Genomic DNA, 18160 nt, shown 5'->3' on the forward strand with positions numbered 1-18160 from the left:
CACTTAGGAAGGAGAAGGTATCATGTTTCGAAATGTAGCGGAATTAGTAGAATTGGCTGATTCAAAGCAGAAAAAAATATCTACACTGATGATAGAACAAGAAATAGAAGTAACGGGAAAAAGCCGTGAACAAATCATCCACCAGATGGGAGTCAATCTGGATGTGATGGAACAGGCAGTTGAAAAGGGACTCCAAGGTGTACGATCCGTTTCCGGGCTGACGGGCGGGGATGCAGTCCTTCTTCAGAATTACATTAAATCCGGAAATTCCTTATCCGGTGAGATGCTGTTGGATGCGGTCAGCAAAGCCGTGGCAACAAACGAAGTGAACGCAGCGATGGGAACGATTTGTGCGACGCCCACTGCCGGATCTGCGGGTGTTGTGCCTGGAACCCTGTTTGCTTTGCAAAATAAATTAAAACCGAATCGGGAGCAGAAAATTGAGTTCCTATTTACAGCAGGGGCATTTGGTTTTATTGTAGCGAATAATGCTTCGATTTCTGGAGCCGCAGGGGGCTGTCAGGCGGAGGTCGGTTCTGCTTCGGGCATGGCAGCGGCAGCAATTGTTGAAATGGCAGGAGGGACACCGGCACAAAGTGCAGAAGCGATGGCAATAACCTTAAAGAACATGCTAGGCCTTGTATGTGATCCTGTTGCTGGGCTTGTGGAAGTGCCTTGTGTGAAGCGGAATGCCATGGGGGCAGCCAATGCTATGGTTGCCGCAGATATGGCGCTAGCGGGTATCACAAGCCGCATACCGTGTGATGAAGTGATTGATGCGATGTACAAAATCGGGCAAACGATGCCATCGGCTCTTAGAGAAACTGCACAAGGAGGATTAGCGGCTACACCGACTGGACGGGAGTTGGAAGCGAAAATCTTTGGCTTGCCGCTGAATAAGAAGTGAACTCCACTTTACAGGAACCCATAACAGCAGTAAAAGGCATTGGGGGCGAAACAGCGGCAGCTTTGGAGGAAATGGAGATCCATACCGTCGCGGATCTCCTTGAGCACCTTCCATATCGCTATGAAGATTATCGATTGAGGGATTTAGAAACGGTCGAGCATGATGAGAGGGTTACTGTAGAAGGAAAGGTTCATACGGTGCCCACGTTAGGATACTTTGGGAAGAAAAAATCCAGACTTACGATTAAATTATTGACTGGGAGATATTTAATAAATGTCATTTTTTTTAATCAGCCATATCTGAAGCCCAAGCTTGCAATAGGCGAAACTGTTACTGTAACTGGGAAATGGGATCGTCATCGCCAAACCATTACAGGCTCGGAATGCCACGTTGGTGATCATAGCCGGGAGAAAGAGTTCGAACCTGTGTATTCAGTAAAGGGCAGCATTACTGTTAAAGGGCTACGCCGCTTTATCTCCAATGCATTTTCTCAGTACGGAGCAATGATAGAAGAAAATCTGCCCCCGCAATTGTTGGCGACCTACAAACTGATGCCGCGTAACGATGCTCTTCGTACCATGCATTTCCCTCTTTCGGCTAATGATGTAAAAAAGGCTCGACGCCGTTTTGTATATGAAGAATTTTTATTGTTTCAACTTAAAATGCAGGCGCTTCGTAAAGTGCAGCGAGAACAGTCAAAAGGGATTGGTCAGGAGTTTGATGTGGGGCAAGTGGCGGCCTTCGTTGAGACTCTCCCCTTTCCATTGACGAACGCTCAGCAAAGGGTCGTCGAGGAAATATTGAACGACATGAAATCTCCCTATCGGATGAACCGCCTACTTCAAGGGGATGTCGGTTCAGGAAAAACGGTGGTTGCCGCCATATGCTTGAAGGCGACGATTACAGCAGGTTTTCAAGGTGCACTTATGGTCCCGACGGAAATCTTGGCTGAGCAGCATACACAATCCCTTAGGGCCATGTTGGAACCCAGTGGAGTAAAGGTCGCATTGTTGACCAGTTCGGTAAAAGGCAAAAAGCGCAAGGAACTATTGCAATTGCTAGAGTCCGGGGAGCTTGATCTTTTGATAGGAACACATGCATTGATACAGGATGAAGTGAATTTTCGGAACCTTGGTCTTGTCATAACGGATGAACAACATCGTTTCGGAGTGGAGCAGCGCCGGATCCTTCGTGAAAAAGGTGCAAATCCAGATGTTCTATTCATGACGGCAACACCGATTCCCCGAACGCTGGCAATTACAGTGTTTGGGGAAATGGACGTCTCAACGATAGACGAAATGCCGGCAGGGCGTAAAGCGATAGAAACTTATTGGGCGAAACACCAAATGCTCGATCGGATTTTAACTTTCGTCGAAAAGGAACTAAGGCGAGGGAGACAGGCTTACGTCATCTGTCCTTTGATTGAGGAGTCGGAGAAACTTGATTCATTACAAAATGTTCTGGATGTTCATGCAATGCTTACACAATACTTTACGAACATGTATAAAGTGGGGCTCATGCATGGACGTCTGCCTACGGATGAAAAAGACGAAGTGATGCAGCAGTTTAGTGCCAATGAAGCACAAATCCTTGTCTCCACAACGGTTGTTGAAGTTGGGGTGAATGTTCCTAATGCAACGGTAATGGTCATTTATGATGCGGAACGCTTTGGGCTTTCACAGTTGCATCAGTTACGGGGGAGAGTCGGAAGGGGGAGTGATCAGTCCTTTTGCATCCTCCTGGCTGACCCGAAAACGGAAGTCGGCAAAGAACGGATGAAAATCATGACCGAGACAAACGATGGTTTTGCTCTTTCCGAGAAAGATTTGGAACTTCGGGGCCCTGGTGATTTCTTCGGTAAAAAACAAAGCGGCCTTCCTGAGTTCAAAGTAGCCGACATGGTCCATGATTACAGGACCTTGGAAGTGGCAAGGATGGATGCTTCAAAATTGATCGCCTCACAAAGCTTTTGGCATTCCCCGGAGTATGCACCGCTACGGAACTATTTAGAGGGTACGGGCGTATTTACGGGAGAAAAGCTGGACTGATCTGAATGAAAATCCATTAGCAGATTGCGAGAATTTCTTCAATATCTTGCAATCTGTTTTTAAAATATATATACTACTATTAGTACCTAGTCATAATACTACGGATGGTGACCTTCAGATGCGAAGAAGTAAGAAGGAACGCCAGCAATTATTAATCGAAACGATTAAACAGAATCCTTTTGTAACGGATGAGGAGCTGGCTGAAAAATATTCGGTGAGCGTCCAGACTATTAGGCTTGATCGTCTTGAATTATCGATACCGGAACTGCGTGAACGTATTAAAAGCGTGGCTGAGAAGAAATTCAGTGACGAAATTAGGGCTTTGCCTTTGGATGAAATCATCGGGGAAGTAATTGATCTTAATTTAGATGACAATGCTATTTCGATTTTGGATATAAATAAAGAGCATGTCTTTAAGCGGAATGGAATTGCAAGGGGACATCATCTTTTTGCCCAAGCGAATTCATTGGCTGTAGCGGTCATTAATGACGAACTGGCATTAACTGCAAAAGCATCCATTTTATTTACTCGTTCTGTAAAGGAAAATGAAAGAGTGGTAGCTAAAGCGAAGGTTAAAAACGTGGACCACACCAACGATCGTTCCGTGGTGGAAGTCAGAAGCTACGTTGGTAATGAACTGGTTTTTAAAGGCGAGTTCGAAATGTATCGCTCTTAACTTTCTAGTAAAGGATGAAAGAAAATGAAGATAACGATAGATGCAATGGGTGGCGATAATGCTCCCAAGGCACAGGTTTTAGGAGCGATGAAAGCTGTTGAGGCTTTTTCCGATGTGGAAATTACCTTGGTGGGCAATGAAGCGGAGATAAATCAATACTTAACGAAACATGGACGAATAAAGGTTGTACATACTGATGAAAAAATATTAAGTACCGATGAACCGGTTCGTGCGGTCCGCCGCAAGAAAAGTGCCTCTATGGTATTAGCTGCACAGCAAGTGGCTGATGGAGAAGCAGATGCATGCATTTCTTCAGGCAATACTGGTGCGCTAATGGCTGCAGGCTTGTTTGTTGTTGGGAGGATAGAAGGCATTGAACGTCCGGCATTGGCTCCAACCCTTCCGACAATCGATGGTAAAGGTTTCGTATTTCTGGATGTAGGTGCGAACTCTGATGCGAAGCCGGAGCATCTGCTGCAATTCGCAATAATGGGATCTGTTTATGCTCAAAAAGTGCGGGGAATTGAAAAGCCACGGGTCGGACTCCTGAATATCGGAACAGAAGAAAAAAAGGGGAATGAACTGACTAAGCAGGCTTTTACATTGCTACAGCAATCATCGGAGATATCCTTTATAGGTAATGTAGAGGCCAGGGACCTTCTAAATGGACCGGCAGATGTTGTCGTTACGGACGGCTTCACGGGAAATATGGTGTTGAAGACACTTGAAGGTACTGCTATGGGTGTATTTAAAATGGTGAAAACGGCCTTGATGAGCAACTTCAAGAGTAAGATGGCTGCAGCAATGGTCAAACCGGAACTAAAGGGCATTAAAATTAAAATGGATTATTCGGAGTATGGCGGTGCTGGCCTATTCGGTTTGAAGGCCCCTGTCATAAAGGCGCATGGTTCTTCAGATGCGAACGCGGTCTATAATGCGATACGCCAGACTCGCGATATGGTGGGGAATGACGTCATATCGACCATTGCAAAGACAATAGAAAAACAAAAATAAATCAAAGAGGCAGGGGAGTAACAGATGGGTAAAATTGCTTTTGTCTTTCCAGGACAAGGTTCACAGTCAATAGGAATGGGTCATGGCTTATTTCAGGAAAACGAGCGTGCTCAGCATATTTTTCGAAAAGCCGATGAAAAACTTGATTTTCAACTTTCCGAACTGATCTTTAATGGCACACAACAAGAATTAACGGTAACCTATAATGCACAGCCAGCTTTATTGACCACGAGCTATGCCTTTGTCAAGGAGTTAGAAGAAGCGGGAATCAAACCTGATTATACAGCAGGGCATAGTTTAGGTGAATATACGGCTTTAGTGGCATCAGGTGCAATTTCTTTTGAAGATGCCGTTTATACTGTGCGTAAGCGCGGTGAATTCATGGAAGCTGCGGTACCGAATGGTCAAGGTTCAATGGCTGCGATACTGGGAATGGACCGTGAAGCTCTATCTGAAGTGACTTCTGAAATAACAGCAACAGGGGAATCCGTTCAATTAGCCAATATTAATTGTCCAGGCCAAATCGTCATTTCTGGAACTTCAGAAGGGGTTAAACTTGCAAGTGCAAAAGCCAAGGAGAATGGGGCTAAACGGGCTCTTCCTCTTGAAGTGAGTGGACCGTTCCATTCGGAATTGATGAAACCAGCGGCAGAAAAGTTACAGGATGTCCTTGATGAAGTAAGCTTCAAACAGGCACAAATTCCTGTCATTTCAAACGTAACGGCTAAGCCCATTACTGCACCTGCTGAAATAAAAGAAAAATTAATCGAACAGCTGTATTCACCGGTCCTCTGGGAGGACAGTGTGAAAACCCTACTTGAATTGGGAGTGGATACGTTCATCGAGGTAGGCCCTGGGAAAGTATTGGGTGGATTAATAAAGAAGATCGATCGTTCCGTTCAAATTCACTCGGTCTCCGATATAGAAACGCTAACTAAAACAATTGAAACATTGAAGGGGGCAAAAGCATGATCCTCGAAGGTAAAAAAGCACTTGTAACAGGGGCGTCAAGAGGTATTGGCAGGGAAGTTGCATTAGAACTTGCCCGTCAAGGAGCAGACGTTGCCATCAACTATTCTGGCAGTGAAACGAAAGCGAATGAAGTGGTGGAAGAAATCAAGGCATTGGGCCGTAAAGCATTTGCCATCCAGTGCGATGTTGCAAATAGTGACTCGGTGACAAGCATGATCAAAGAGGTCATCGAACAGTTTGGCAGAGTGGATATTTTGGTTAATAATGCCGGTATCACACGAGATAACCTATTGATGCGAATGAAAGAAGAGGAATGGGATTCAGTGATCAATACGAATCTTAAAGGAGTTTTCCTTTGCACAAAAGCGGTCACAAGACAAATGATGAAGCAGCGTAGCGGCAGGATCATCAATATGGCATCGATCGTCGGCGTCAGCGGAAATGCAGGTCAGGCAAATTATGTTGCGGCCAAGGCTGGTGTGATCGGGCTGACCAAAACTACAGCAAAGGAACTTGCTTCAAGAGGGATTACGGTAAATGCGATTGCTCCTGGTTTCATCTCGACGGATATGACTGGGGAATTGCCTGAAGATGTCCAAAAAGCCATGTTGGACCAAATTCCGCTTGCACGGTTCGGTGACCCAAAAGATATCGCTGCAGTGGCGTCTTTCCTCGCTTCTGAGGCAAGCAAATATATGACTGGACAAACTCTTCATGTAGATGGCGGCATGGTCATGTAAGTTTTCTTTGATTTTTTCCGAAATTAATTTATAATGTTTTGAGGGGAGGTGAACACATTGGCAGATGTATTAGAAAGAGTAACGAAAATCGTTGTAGATCGTTTGAACGTAGAAGAATCAGAGGTTAAACTTGAAGCTTCTTTCAAAGAAGATCTTGGTGCCGATTCCCTAGATGTAGTTGAACTAGTCATGGAATTCGAAGACGAGTTTGATATGGAAATTTCGGACGATGACGCTGAAAAAATCGCCACAGTAGGTGATGCTGTGAATTACATACAAAGCACTATGTAATGTATTGTCGTTTGACTAAAAGCTCCGTTTTTTAACGGGGCTTTCTCTTATTCTTAAAGAAGGTTTGATGCAGCGGCAGATATAAGGGAATGAGCATGCCCCAGGTAGCCCCGCCTGCATTGCAGTGGTCTTTTTCCGTTAGTTTTCTTTAAGCGGATTATAATGTATGATGTACATAGGAAAGCTTGACAGGAATTCCTGCCAGGTTTCTTTTTAATATATTGGAAAAATATGCTTTTTGAACCGTTGTGGAGGGTTTTGTGTGATGCGTAGGAACGGAAATAATCGTAAACCATCAATCAAGGATAATAAATTTAAACAGTTGCAGGAAAGTCTGGGTTTTCATTTTCAGGATGAAAATTTATTGAAACAAGCTTTTACACATTCATCGTATGTGAATGAGCATCGCCGTAAGCCTTATGAAGATAATGAAAGGCTTGAATTCTTGGGAGACGCTGTGCTTGAACTGACCATCTCTAAATACTTGTATCAAAAATATCCGATGATGAGCGAAGGTGAACTTACCAAATTAAGGGCAGCCATTGTGTGCGAGCCTTCACTTGTCGCTTTTGCCAATAGCCTTTCTTTCGGGGAATATGTTTTACTCGGAAAAGGGGAAGAAATGACAGGTGGACGAGAACGCCCTGCCATGCTTGCGGATGTATTCGAAGCCTATATTGGGGCTTTGTACCTTGACCAAGGATTAGAGCCAGTTGTGCAGTTTTTGAAGCATGTTGTATTTCCGAAGATAGACGAGGGTGCTTTTTCTCATGTGATGGATTATAAGAGCCAGCTTCAAGAGCTGATTCAGCGTGATGCCATCGGTGTCCTGCAATATAAGATCTTGCAGGAAAAGGGACCAGCCCATAACCGGGAGTTTGTTTCGACCGTTTCTCTGAATGGGGAAGAACTGGGCTCTGGTTTAGGAAAGTCAAAAAAAGAAGCGGAGCAGCATGCTGCCGAGCACGCATTGATCGTTTTAAAAGAAAAAAAATCAACAAGATAGTTGAACAGTAGAGGAGGAAAGGTCATGTTCCTCAAACGCTTGGACGTTGTAGGATTTAAATCTTTCGCAGAGAAAATTTCGATTGATTTTGTACCTGGAGTCACGGCAGTGGTTGGACCAAACGGAAGCGGCAAAAGTAATGTGACCGATGCAGTCCGATGGGTACTTGGAGAGCAGTCTGCGAAATCGCTGCGTGGAGCAAAAATGGAAGATATCATCTTTTCGGGAAGTGACACGAGGAAAGCGTTGAATTTTGCAGAAGTTTCATTGACCCTTGATAACGAGACGAATTCCCTGCCGATTGATTTTCATGAAGTCAGTGTGACTAGACGGGTATATCGATCGGGAGAAAGTGAATTTTTCATTAATAATCAAGGTTGCCGACTGAAGGACATCATAGATCTTTTCATGGATTCTGGTCTTGGGCGTGAAGCATTTTCCATAATCAGCCAAGGGAAAGTGGAAGAAATCCTAAGCAGTAAGGCAGAAGAAAGACGAGTGATCTTTGAAGAGGCAGCAGGTGTCCTGAAATATAAAACAAGAAAACGAAAAGCGGAATCGAAGCTGACGGAAACGCAGGATAACTTAAACCGTGTCCATGATATCCTCCATGAATTGGAGGGGCAAGTGGAACCGCTGAAAATTCAGTCTTCCCTCGCCAAGGAATTTTTGGAGAAGAAAGAAGAGCTTGAGCAAATAGAAGTAGCTTTAACCGTTTTTGAAATAGAAGAACTTTATGAAAAATGGGAAAACCTATCCCAGGAACTTGAAAAACATAATGAAATGGAACAGCAAATGGCAGGGCAGCTTCATGACAGGGAAGCGCATCTCAAAAAGCTTCGGGATAGTCTTGCGACTCTTGAGACATCAATCAATGAACTTCAGGAAATTCTCCTGAATGCCAGTGAAGAACTTGAAAAGCTTGAAGGCCGTAAAGAAGTTTTGAAAGAGCGGAAAAAAAATGCCGCCCAAAACAAGTCACAGCTTGAAAAAGCGATTGTGGAAGGTGAGGCTGCTGTCGAGCGCCTGTCCCTGCAAAAGGAACGAGAAACGGAACTCCTGAATGCTCTGACCTCGGAAGTGAAAGGGATACAGGAAACCTTAAATGAAAAACAAAAAAGCTTAGGCTTATTCAATAGTGATATCGAAGCGATGATTGAAGTGAAAAAGAGTGACTATATCGAGTGGTTGAACAAGCAGGCATCGGCTAAAAACGAAAAACAGTACCTGCTTCAGCAGCTAACACAGCAGGAACATAAAAATGCTAAACTTGATATGGAAAATGAAAAGTTCTTAACCGAGCGAATGGGTATCACTGCTAAAAAATTGGAATATTCAAAGCTAATGGAAAATGTGACCAAGCAGCTTGAAGAGCATGTCTCTTATTTCCGGAATCAGCAGAACAAATTGAATGCGGCAAAGGATACGTATCAAAAACAGGAAACCACCCTTTATAAGGCCTATCAATTCCTTCAACAGGCAAAATCACGTAAGGAACTTCTTGAAGAAATGGAAGAGGATTATGCAGGCTTTTTTCAGGGAGTTAAAGAAGTTTTAAAAGCGAAAGAAACCCTTCGAGGCATAGAAGGGGCAGTTGCGGAATTGATAAAGGTTCCAAAGGAATATGAAACGGCCATCGAAACGGCTCTGGGCGGAGCGATGCAGCATGTGGTCGTTGAACGCGAAGAGCATGCACGAGAGGCCATTTCCTTCTTGAAGAAACATAAGTATGGACGTGCGACGTTCTTGCCTTTATCAGTCATTAAGGCAAGAGAGATTTCAGTAAGCCAATTATCGATGCTAAAGAGCCACTCAGCTTTTGTGGGGACGGGCTCCTCATTGATTCAATATGATGACAGGCATGCAGCAATTGCGGAAAACCTGTTAGGGACTGTCATAATCACGACAGATCTAAAGGGTGCAAATGACTTGGCGAAGATGATGCAGCACCGTTTCCGCTTCGTAACCCTCGAAGGGGATATCGTCAATCCAGGTGGTTCAATGACTGGTGGCGCGTTAAAGCAAAAAACGACCTCCCTGCTTTCAAGGAAAACGGAATTGGAAGAGCTCCATCAAAAACTAGCCGCCATGGAAGCGAAAACGAATCAGCTAGAAAAGCAGGTCAAACAGCTCAAAGTGGATGTGGGTGTTCAAGAGCAAACGCTTGAACAAACCAGAAAAACAGGGGAGAGCCTTCGATTGCAAGAACAAACCCTGAAGGGCGAACTTCGTGAAGTGGAGCTACAGGAAAGAAATGTGAATGAACGGCTGCATCTTTATGATTTGGATAAAAATTCATATTTAGAAGAACAACAGCAAAAAACGGCAAGACTTAAAGAGCTGGAAGAACTTTTGGAATCATGTAAAATGGAAATTGAAGGGCTTGACCGGCTAATTTCCGACATGACGGAACAAAAGCAATCCCAACAATCCTCAAAAGAGAGCCTTGCCGAAGAAACGAATGAACTGAGGGTAACACTGGCCTCTAAGCGTGGGCAGCTACAAAACCAAAAAGAGAAGATGGAACGCATTGATTCGGATCTTTCAAAGGAAACTAGCAGGCTTGACGAAAACAAAGATGATTTGGGGCTCCTGACCAATGAAATGACAGACAGTTCAAGCGGGGAAGAATCCCTCGAAGATATGGCACAGCAGAAATTGCTCGATAAAAATGGGGCAATTGAAGGAATCACTATAAAAAAACAGGAAAAAAACGAGCTTCTAACACAAGTTGAAACACTTGAACTGGCCTTGAAAGAAGAAAATCGACTTTATAGAGGCATTGTTGAAGTGATGAAGGACGAAGAAGTAAAATTAACCCGTCTGGATGTGGAATTGGAAAATCGTCTCGACCACTTGAGAGAAGAATATACGCTTTCTTTTGAAGGTGCAAAAGAACAGTATCCATTGATGATGCCTGCAGAAGAAGCCCAAAAAAAAGTGAAGCTCATCAAGCTTGCAATAGAGGAATTAGGGACGGTAAATTTAGGTGCGATTGATGAATATGCACGTGTAGCTGAACGCTATGAATTCCTCCTTAGTCAAAAGGAAGATCTTCAACAGGCGAAAGATACATTATTCCAAGTCATCGATGAAATGGATGATGAAATGAAGCGGCGCTTTGCAGATACCTTTTATTCGATCCGTGAAGAATTCGAACAAGTCTTCAAAGCATTATTTGGCGGAGGAAGAGCTGAGCTTAAACTGACGAATCCGGATGATTTACTAAATACAGGGGTAGATATCATTGCACAGCCGCCTGGGAAAAAACTGCAGAATTTGAGCCTCTTATCCGGAGGAGAACGGGCACTGACAGCCATAGCCCTTTTATTCTCCATTCTGAAAGTGCGGCCGGTGCCTTTCTGTATTCTTGATGAAGTCGAGGCAGCCCTTGATGAGGCGAATGTAGTCCGGTTCAGCCAATTTTTAAGGAAGTTCAGCAGGGAAACACAGTTTATCGTGATTACTCACCGTAAAGGCACGATGGAAGAGGCTGATGTACTATATGGCATTACGATGCAGGAGTCAGGCGTTTCCAAACTTGTTTCCGTCCGGATGGAAGAATCAGAAAACTTTATTGAAGTTTAAATTCATTATTAGAGGAAGTGGGACAATGAGTTTTTTCAAAAAGCTAAAAGAGAAATTTACGAACCAGGAAGATAAAGAAAAAGAAGTTGAAGCAGAAGTATCCATAGGGGAAAAATTCAAGCAAGGTTTGACAAAGACAAGGAATTCCTTTACTGGAAGGGTTAATGAACTTGTTGCCCGTTATCGGAAAGTGGATGAGGACTTTTTTGAAGAACTTGAAGAAATCCTGATACAGGCTGATGTAGGCTTTGATACTGTAATGGAACTAATTGATCAATTAAAAATGGAAGTCAAGCTTCGCAATATCTCTGATACAAGGGAAGTGCAATCCGTCATTTCCGAAAAGCTTGTCGAAATCTACCAAGGTGATGAAGAAGGGACTCCGAGCCTGAATATACAAGAAGAAGGTTTGACGGTCATTTTGTTCGTAGGGGTTAATGGGGTAGGTAAAACGACGACAATCGGTAAACTTGCTCATAAATTCAAGGCAGAAGGCAAGTCTGTCGTATTGGCAGCCGGGGATACGTTCCGTGCAGGTGCAATTGAACAGCTCGAGGTATGGGGAGAACGTGTTGGTGTCAGTGTAATCAAGCAAGGAGAAGGCTCTGACCCTGCTGCGGTCATGTTCGATGCCATTCAGGCCGCCAAGGCTCGTAAAGCGGATATCCTGATTTGTGATACAGCTGGACGTTTACAAAATAAAGTGAATTTAATGAAGGAATTGGAAAAGGTGAAACGTGTAATTGAACGTGAAATACCTGGTGCACCACATGAAGTGTTGCTTGCCCTTGATGCAACAACTGGACAAAATGCACTTATTCAGGCCAAGACATTCAAGGAAGCGACCAATGTTTCCGGTATTGTTTTAACAAAGCTTGATGGCACGGCAAAAGGTGGAATTGTTTTGGCAATTCGCAATGAACTGGCCATTCCCGTTAAATTTGTCGGGCTTGGTGAAAAAATGGACGATCTGCAGGAATTCGATGCGGAGAAATATGTTTATGGCCTGTTTGCTGATATCATCGATAAAGAAGAGGTTTAAGCAAAAAATGTCCGGAAGAGATTTTTCTCTTCCGGTTTTTTTTTTGTCTTTTTTTCTACACTTTTCCATTATTTTTGAAATCCCCTTTACTTTTTTTCCAAATGATGTATACTTTTTCAGTATTTGGTCGTCCATTAATTATAGAAGAAAAGGGGGAGTCAGGTTGTTCAGAAAAATACTGGGAATAGCTGCTTATTTATTATTTTTTGTAATATTTTTACATATATTGGCACCACAGGCAGTAGCAGCTGACCCGAAGATTAAAATATCGATTGAACCAGGTTTTGATGGCTACATAAAGCGTTCAATGGCAATGCCGCTGAAAGTACAAATTGAAAATAAGGGAGAGGCCTTTAGTGGTACGCTTATGTTTCAATTTCAATCCACTTATGAGTACGGTGGGGCACAGGCTCTAAAAGTAGAGTTGCCAAAGGGAAGTTCGAAAATCTATTCGATATCACTTCCGGGCTATACGGATGATAATTACAATGGAAACGTATTGAATAAGACGATTTATCTCTATGAGGGAGATTTGCAGAATGGTAAAGAAGTAGACTATTCAGGTCCGAAGATATTAACACCAAAATATTTTGATGAAAGTCAGGACTTAATTGGTGTATTAAGTGAAAAATACGACCGCTTGACTGAATTAAGAGTTTTGCCATCTACAGGATCTACGATGATTGAACTGACAAAGGAAGAACTGCCAAATCGGTCTATAGGCTTTGAAATGATAAACTATTTGATTATTGACGAATATGGAATTGCCGCTTTGGATGAAGCGCAGCAGGAGGGGTTAAAAGGCTGGATCAAATCCGGGGGGATTTTAATTGCTGGAGCATCGCCAAATGGAGCCCAGCAATACGGATCCATTTATGATCTTCTACCGATGAAAATGGATAAAGAGGTTACGCTTGATACTGCCCTTTTTGCCAAAAAGGAAAAGGAGAGACCTTCCTTTAGCTATATACCTGGCTTTATAGGTGAAGTAGAGAAGGGAGCGGAAATTGTCACAAAAAGCGGTGGATTTCCGGCTATTGTTAAAAAACAGTACGGCAACGGGATAATTGTTCAAACAGGCTTTTCACTTGGAGACCAGCCGCTAGCTTCATGGAAAGGGTATGGTACCTGGCTTGAAAAGATTTTAAATCAGGCAGACATAAACTCATTTTCTTCAACTGAAAATTTTTTGGAGCAGGCGCAATGGGAATTGAATGAGCCTAATAGCTATTTTGATGATACTACCTTATCGATTGGACAATTATTATTTCTACTGTTTGCTTATATCGTAATTATTGTACCTATTTTATATATGGTTTTGAAAAAAATCGACAAAAGAGAGCATGCATGGTGGATTATTCCTGTGATTGCCTGTATCACGTCAGTCTTGACTTTTACTGTCGGGGCGAAAGATCGTCTTGCTCAGCCGCAACTGAATCAACTCGGAATCTATCATTCTAAGGATGGTCAACTTGTTGGACTTCAATCTGATGTCCTTCTCTCCAATAAAGGTGGGGATTATGCACTGTCTTTCCCAAAAAATGAGTTGACTGCTTTGCCAATGACGCAGGAAAGCTTAGGAGGAAACATTAAACGGTCACCAATCCTTGAGGAAAAAGCGACAGATACGAAACTTATCTTTCCAAATGTTGAATATTGGTCAACGCGGTCTTTACTTGGAAAAGTTTATAAAGGTGATGCGGGTCAATTCAAGACTGATTTGACAGTTGAAAATAAGACCTTGACCGGAACAATTCAAAATGAAACACCATATGACTTTAAAGAATTGCTAATCATGTCAGGTCAAGAAAGAATTAATATTGGTAAGTTAAAAAAAGGGGAAACGATAACAGTAAAAGAAAAGTTGAAGGGAGACTTCTTGATTGAGCCATATGCCGTGACATCAGGACCGATGAATAATTGGAACGCGGGACAAAAAATAGACCTCGATAAAATTCGAAGAGATCAATTGCTTTATGTAACGGAAACTTTTTTCTTTAGAGGAGTAAATGCCGATACTGATCCTGTCATTGCTGGGGTGACAAGTGATTCAATCGTCGATATTAAAGGATCGAAAAAGCCAAAGAAGAATATAGATAATCTTATTTTTCAAACTTTCGAACCAGAAACGATTTTTTCTGGTGATGTAACCCTGTCGAAAGAAATGTTCCCAAGCAGGGTGGATGTCATCCGCGGTTCTTATGATGAAGAAGCAGGAATTGGAGAACATTGGTTTGAAATTGGTGAATATGAATATATCAGCCAAGTTCCTTTAATTATGAAAGATCATTCGTTTAAAGCGAAGCAATTGTCGATTAAGTTCAGTAAACAAAAAATTCAATATGAACTCTATAACTTTTCAACTGAAAAATATGAACCTATACCTGTTGAGGAACGGACTATTTCATTTGACGGTAAAGAAGAGATCTCTTCATATATTTCAAACGAAGGAGACATTCAAATTAAGATAATTAAAGAAAGCGAAGATGATTCAAGTTTAAGGATGCCAGAAATCAATGTGAAGGGAGAAGTGACGAAATGATAGAGATATTACAGTTAACGAAGAAGTATGGGAATTTCACAGCATTGGATCACCTGGACCTGCAAATTGACAAAGGAACGGTGTTTGGATTCGTCGGTCAAAACGGTGCCGGAAAGTCTACGACCTTTTCTATCTTGGCTACCCTTCTATCTCCAACGTCAGGGACTGCTTATATTAATGGCTACAATATCTCGAAGGAGCCAATACAAGTACGCAGCCAAATAGGTTATATGCCTGATTTCTTTGGGGTGTACGATCAATTGAAAGCTGAGGAATATTTGGACTTTTATGGTGCTAGCTATGGAATTCCCCTTTCGGAACGGAGTAAACTGATTCCTCAGTTGCTTGAACTCGTTAATTTATCCGATAAACGTGAGTCTTACGTTGACTTGCTTTCGCGAGGAATGAAGCAGCGACTATGTTTGGCGCGGAGCCTGATCCATGACCCGGAGGTACTCATTCTTGATGAACCGGCGTCAGGCCTTGATCCACGTGCACGGGTGGAAATGCGTGAGATTTTAAAAGAGTTAAAGAATATGGGGAAAACAATTTTAATTTCATCACATATTTTACCGGAGCTTGCTGAGATGTGTGATGTACTTGGCATAATCGATCAAGGGAAATTGAAAGCCCAAGGAACGGTTGCAGAAATTCAGCATAAGCTTCAAGGCGAAAAGAGCCTGATTGTAAAAGTACATCAGGGTGTTGAGCGTTCCATTGCTTTTTTTGAAGACAATCCTGATATTAGTCAAATCAGCGTACATGTTGATGGGGAAACGATTCAGTTTTTATTCAAAGGAGATGCATTTGCCCAGCAGAATCTTTTGAAGTCTTGTATGTTACAGGATTTGCCCATTGTCTCATTTGCTGAAATTGAGACGGATCTTGAGGACGTATTTATGGAAATTACGAAAGGAGTCGAACTGTCATGAAAAGCTGGCTGATGAATCCTGTCTTAAATAAAGAATTTAAACTGCGGTTTCGCTCTTTCAAAAGTTTTTTAGGTGTTTTATTTTATGTTCTAGCTATTGGAGCTCTAGTAATTGGCATGATCTATATCCAATCGCTATCCAATATGGGGAGGCATATTGATCCTGATGCAAGCCGGTCTATGTTTATATTTCTAGCGGTAGTTCAGTTAGCTTTGATTCTTTTCATTACACCAGGGCTGACAGCTGGGGTCATTTCCAGTGAGCGGGAGCGGCAGACCTTGAATATTCTATTGACGACGTCACAAAGCTCCAAGGGTATTATTTTTGGGAAGTTAATTTCATCCATTTCTTATTTGCTATTGTTAGTGGTTGCTAGTTTGCCGCTATATAGCATTGTGTTTTTATTTGGCGGAATTTCACCCGCACAGCTTTTAATGGTATTAGGGTTCAATGTTTTTACTGTCATTGTGTATGGCAGCATAGGCGTACTTTTCTCTACACTCGTACGTAAAACAATAGCCGCGATGGTAACCACTTATGGGGTCACATTGTTTTTAGTGGGGGGAACAGCCCTATTGACTTTGCTTTTCGCCAGCATGGCTTTAGGATTGCAGGGGAATTCTACTACACCTACAACAAACCCTCTGCCTTATTTAGCGGCCATGCTTAATACACCAATTGTCATGATCAGTTTCATCGAACCCACATACTCCGAGGAAATCAAGAAGTTAGCGGGTATTGATTTCCCCCTTTGGGCGGCACATCTGATCTGCTATACCTTACTGTTAATCGGCGCCGTTTTACTAAGCGTAAAGAAACTTCGGGTCGGCATGAAGGCTAAACGATGAAAAAAGAAAAAATAAGTGATGAAAGACAGTTTCTCAAGCTTCTCAAGCCAATTCAACAGCAACTTTTAATGCAGTTGTTGCTGAAAGAGGGGCAACTTCTGCTCCTTGCTGTGGCTGTATGGTCATTTTTGCTGTTGTTTATAGCTCGCTTAATGGTAATTCCATTTATTTTACGTTACTTTTTCATAGGTTTAATATGTCTGTTAGCATTTTTTCTATTTAGAGCCGTTAAACGGAAACCAGACATAAAGATGGCAGCTTTGTTGTTTAATCAATTTGTTTCGGATGACAGGGTCGTAACAGGGTTTGCTTTTTTAGGAAACTCTGGTGAACTTGAAACGCTGCAACTTAGAGATGCAATCCGTCTTATGAAAATCCATCAAGCGAAAGTATTAAGCCGGAAGAAAAGGTGGTTCTATCCTAAATGGTTGACGTCAGCATTGTGCTTAGCGGTATGTGTTCTTCTGTTCATTTTTTTCCCAAACAAGGAAATGAAAGAAGCACAGAAGTTGGAAAAAGAAGTGAAGATTGTTGAAGAAGTGAAAAAAGAGCTTGAAAAAAAAGCGAAGAAATCTAAAAACCCGGCAGTTGAAAAGGCATTGAAAGAGGTAAAGAAAAAAATGGCCCTTGAGAAAGGTGGCGAAAAGGCGCTTGAGGCCCTCGCTAAACAATCAAGTGAGCTGCAATTAAAAGAGGTGAAGCAAAAAGAAAAGCAAAAACTCCTTGAAAAATGGCAGGAACAGACGAAAAAATCAGGATTTTCCGAGCTTGCAAAGGCATTTGCACAAAAAGATTTGTCTAAGGTTGAAAAGGAACTGCAAAAGTTGAATGAAAAGTGGGATGAGCTTCCTGATGAGCAAAAACAGGCACTCGAGAGTTTGACAGGGCAGGAAAATCCATTAAGCGATGAAGAATTAGAGGCATTAATCAAACAGTTAGAGGAAGCAATGAAGTCAGACGAGCTTATAAAGCAACTAGCTGAGGCCAACCAATCGGTCCAACAAGCAGGAACGCAACTTCAGAATCAACTGAGTCAAAATGGAATGCCTTCTTCTCAAGTAGCCTTTACTAATAACAAGGGAGCACAGGGGAACAAGGCTGCCAACCAACCATTAGATCAGCCCTCAACTTCAGCTTCTCCAAACGGGCAGCCTAATTCACAGTCAGGTAACTCGGCTCCGAATCAACAGGGACAAGGCGGACAACAAGGCGCCGGACAAGGCCAACAATCAGGACAAGGCGGTAATGGCGGTGGCGGGAAAGGTGGAACTAAAGGCGGAGCGGGTCAAGGACCGAGGGAAATGCTGACAATTCCTGAAATGACTGATGGGAAACAGAATATAGAAACCGATAACGGACAGCTTGGTGAGGGAAGTGGCGAGGAAGAGGAGGCAGACAGCCCTGTATTGAAGGGGAATCTTCGAAATTATGAAGAGGTCTATCAGCAGTATGAGAACTCTTATCGCCAAAGTACCGAGAGGCTCAGACTGCCGTCAGATTTAAATAATCTTGTCAAAAATTATTTTAACAAGCTTGATCCGGAAAGGTAGTGGG

General features: G+C 42.6%; 14 protein-coding genes. All 14 read left to right on the forward strand.

Features of this window, described 5'->3' with window-relative positions; translation table 11 throughout:
- Nucleotides 1-22: 22 nt before the first annotated feature.
- The 14 genes from sdaAA (at nt 23) to SB775_RS01010 (ending at nt 18156) form a co-directional block, all read left to right on the forward strand.
- Nucleotides 23-907: an L-serine ammonia-lyase, iron-sulfur-dependent, subunit alpha gene (sdaAA, locus tag SB775_RS00945; RefSeq protein WP_061462374.1), complete on the forward strand. Its 885-nt coding sequence runs from the start codon at nt 23-25 to the stop codon at nt 905-907.
- A complete protein-coding gene (gene recG / locus SB775_RS00950) occupies nt 904-2955 on the forward strand; it encodes an ATP-dependent DNA helicase RecG (RefSeq protein WP_317776755.1) in 2052 nt (683 codons plus the stop codon). Before sdaAA ends, recG begins: the two co-directional genes overlap by 4 nt.
- A 118-nt stretch (nt 2956-3073) precedes the next feature.
- A complete protein-coding gene (fapR, locus tag SB775_RS00955) occupies nt 3074-3631 on the forward strand; it encodes a transcription factor FapR (protein ID WP_089362437.1) in 558 nt (185 codons plus the stop codon).
- 24 nt (nt 3632-3655) lie between these two features.
- Entirely contained in the window at nt 3656-4645 is a 990-nt protein-coding gene (gene plsX, locus SB775_RS00960) for a phosphate acyltransferase PlsX (protein ID WP_061462377.1), read from the forward strand.
- A 24-nt stretch (nt 4646-4669) separates the two neighbouring features.
- Nucleotides 4670-5617 (forward strand): ACP S-malonyltransferase, encoded by a 948-nt coding sequence (fabD, locus tag SB775_RS00965; protein WP_410860272.1) that lies wholly within the window; start codon nt 4670-4672, stop codon nt 5615-5617.
- The gene (fabG, locus tag SB775_RS00970) at nt 5614-6357 is read left to right on the forward strand and encodes a 3-oxoacyl-[acyl-carrier-protein] reductase (protein WP_284471299.1); all 744 of its coding nucleotides are present in this window, start codon (nt 5614-5616) and stop codon (nt 6355-6357) included. Before fabD ends, fabG begins: the two co-directional genes overlap by 4 nt.
- A gap of 57 nt (nt 6358-6414) precedes the next feature.
- On the forward strand, nt 6415-6648 hold the full coding sequence (locus SB775_RS00975) for an acyl carrier protein (protein WP_034313729.1): 234 nt from the start codon (nt 6415-6417) through the stop codon (nt 6646-6648).
- Between the two features lie 265 nt (nt 6649-6913).
- Nucleotides 6914-7654 carry a ribonuclease III gene (gene rnc / locus SB775_RS00980; protein WP_061462380.1) on the forward strand — a complete coding sequence of 247 codons (741 nt, stop codon included), beginning with the start codon at nt 6914-6916 and terminating at the stop codon, nt 7652-7654.
- Between the two features lie 24 nt (nt 7655-7678).
- Complete coding sequence (gene smc / locus SB775_RS00985; protein WP_410860274.1) at nt 7679-11242, forward strand: chromosome segregation protein SMC; 3564 nt, start codon at nt 7679-7681, stop codon at nt 11240-11242.
- A 25-nt stretch (nt 11243-11267) separates the two neighbouring features.
- Entirely contained in the window at nt 11268-12284 is a 1017-nt protein-coding gene (gene ftsY / locus SB775_RS00990; protein WP_089362441.1) for a signal recognition particle-docking protein FtsY, read from the forward strand.
- A 163-nt stretch (nt 12285-12447) separates the two neighbouring features.
- Nucleotides 12448-14826: a hypothetical protein gene (locus SB775_RS00995; protein WP_410860275.1), complete on the forward strand. Its 2379-nt coding sequence runs from the start codon at nt 12448-12450 to the stop codon at nt 14824-14826.
- Nucleotides 14823-15758 (forward strand): ABC transporter ATP-binding protein, encoded by a 936-nt coding sequence (locus tag SB775_RS01000; protein ID WP_410860276.1) that lies wholly within the window; start codon nt 14823-14825, stop codon nt 15756-15758. Before SB775_RS00995 ends, SB775_RS01000 begins: the two co-directional genes overlap by 4 nt.
- Nucleotides 15755-16606, forward strand: coding sequence for an ABC transporter permease (locus SB775_RS01005; RefSeq protein ID WP_410860277.1), 852 nt, complete (start codon nt 15755-15757; stop codon nt 16604-16606). The genes SB775_RS01000 and SB775_RS01005 overlap by 4 nt, the downstream gene beginning before the upstream one ends.
- The gene (locus SB775_RS01010; RefSeq protein WP_410860278.1) at nt 16603-18156 is read left to right on the forward strand and encodes a hypothetical protein; all 1554 of its coding nucleotides are present in this window, start codon (nt 16603-16605) and stop codon (nt 18154-18156) included. The genes SB775_RS01005 and SB775_RS01010 overlap by 4 nt, the downstream gene beginning before the upstream one ends.
- The last annotated feature ends 4 nt before the right edge of the window (nt 18157-18160 follow it).

Source organism: Peribacillus sp. SIMBA_075 (assembly GCF_046534585.1).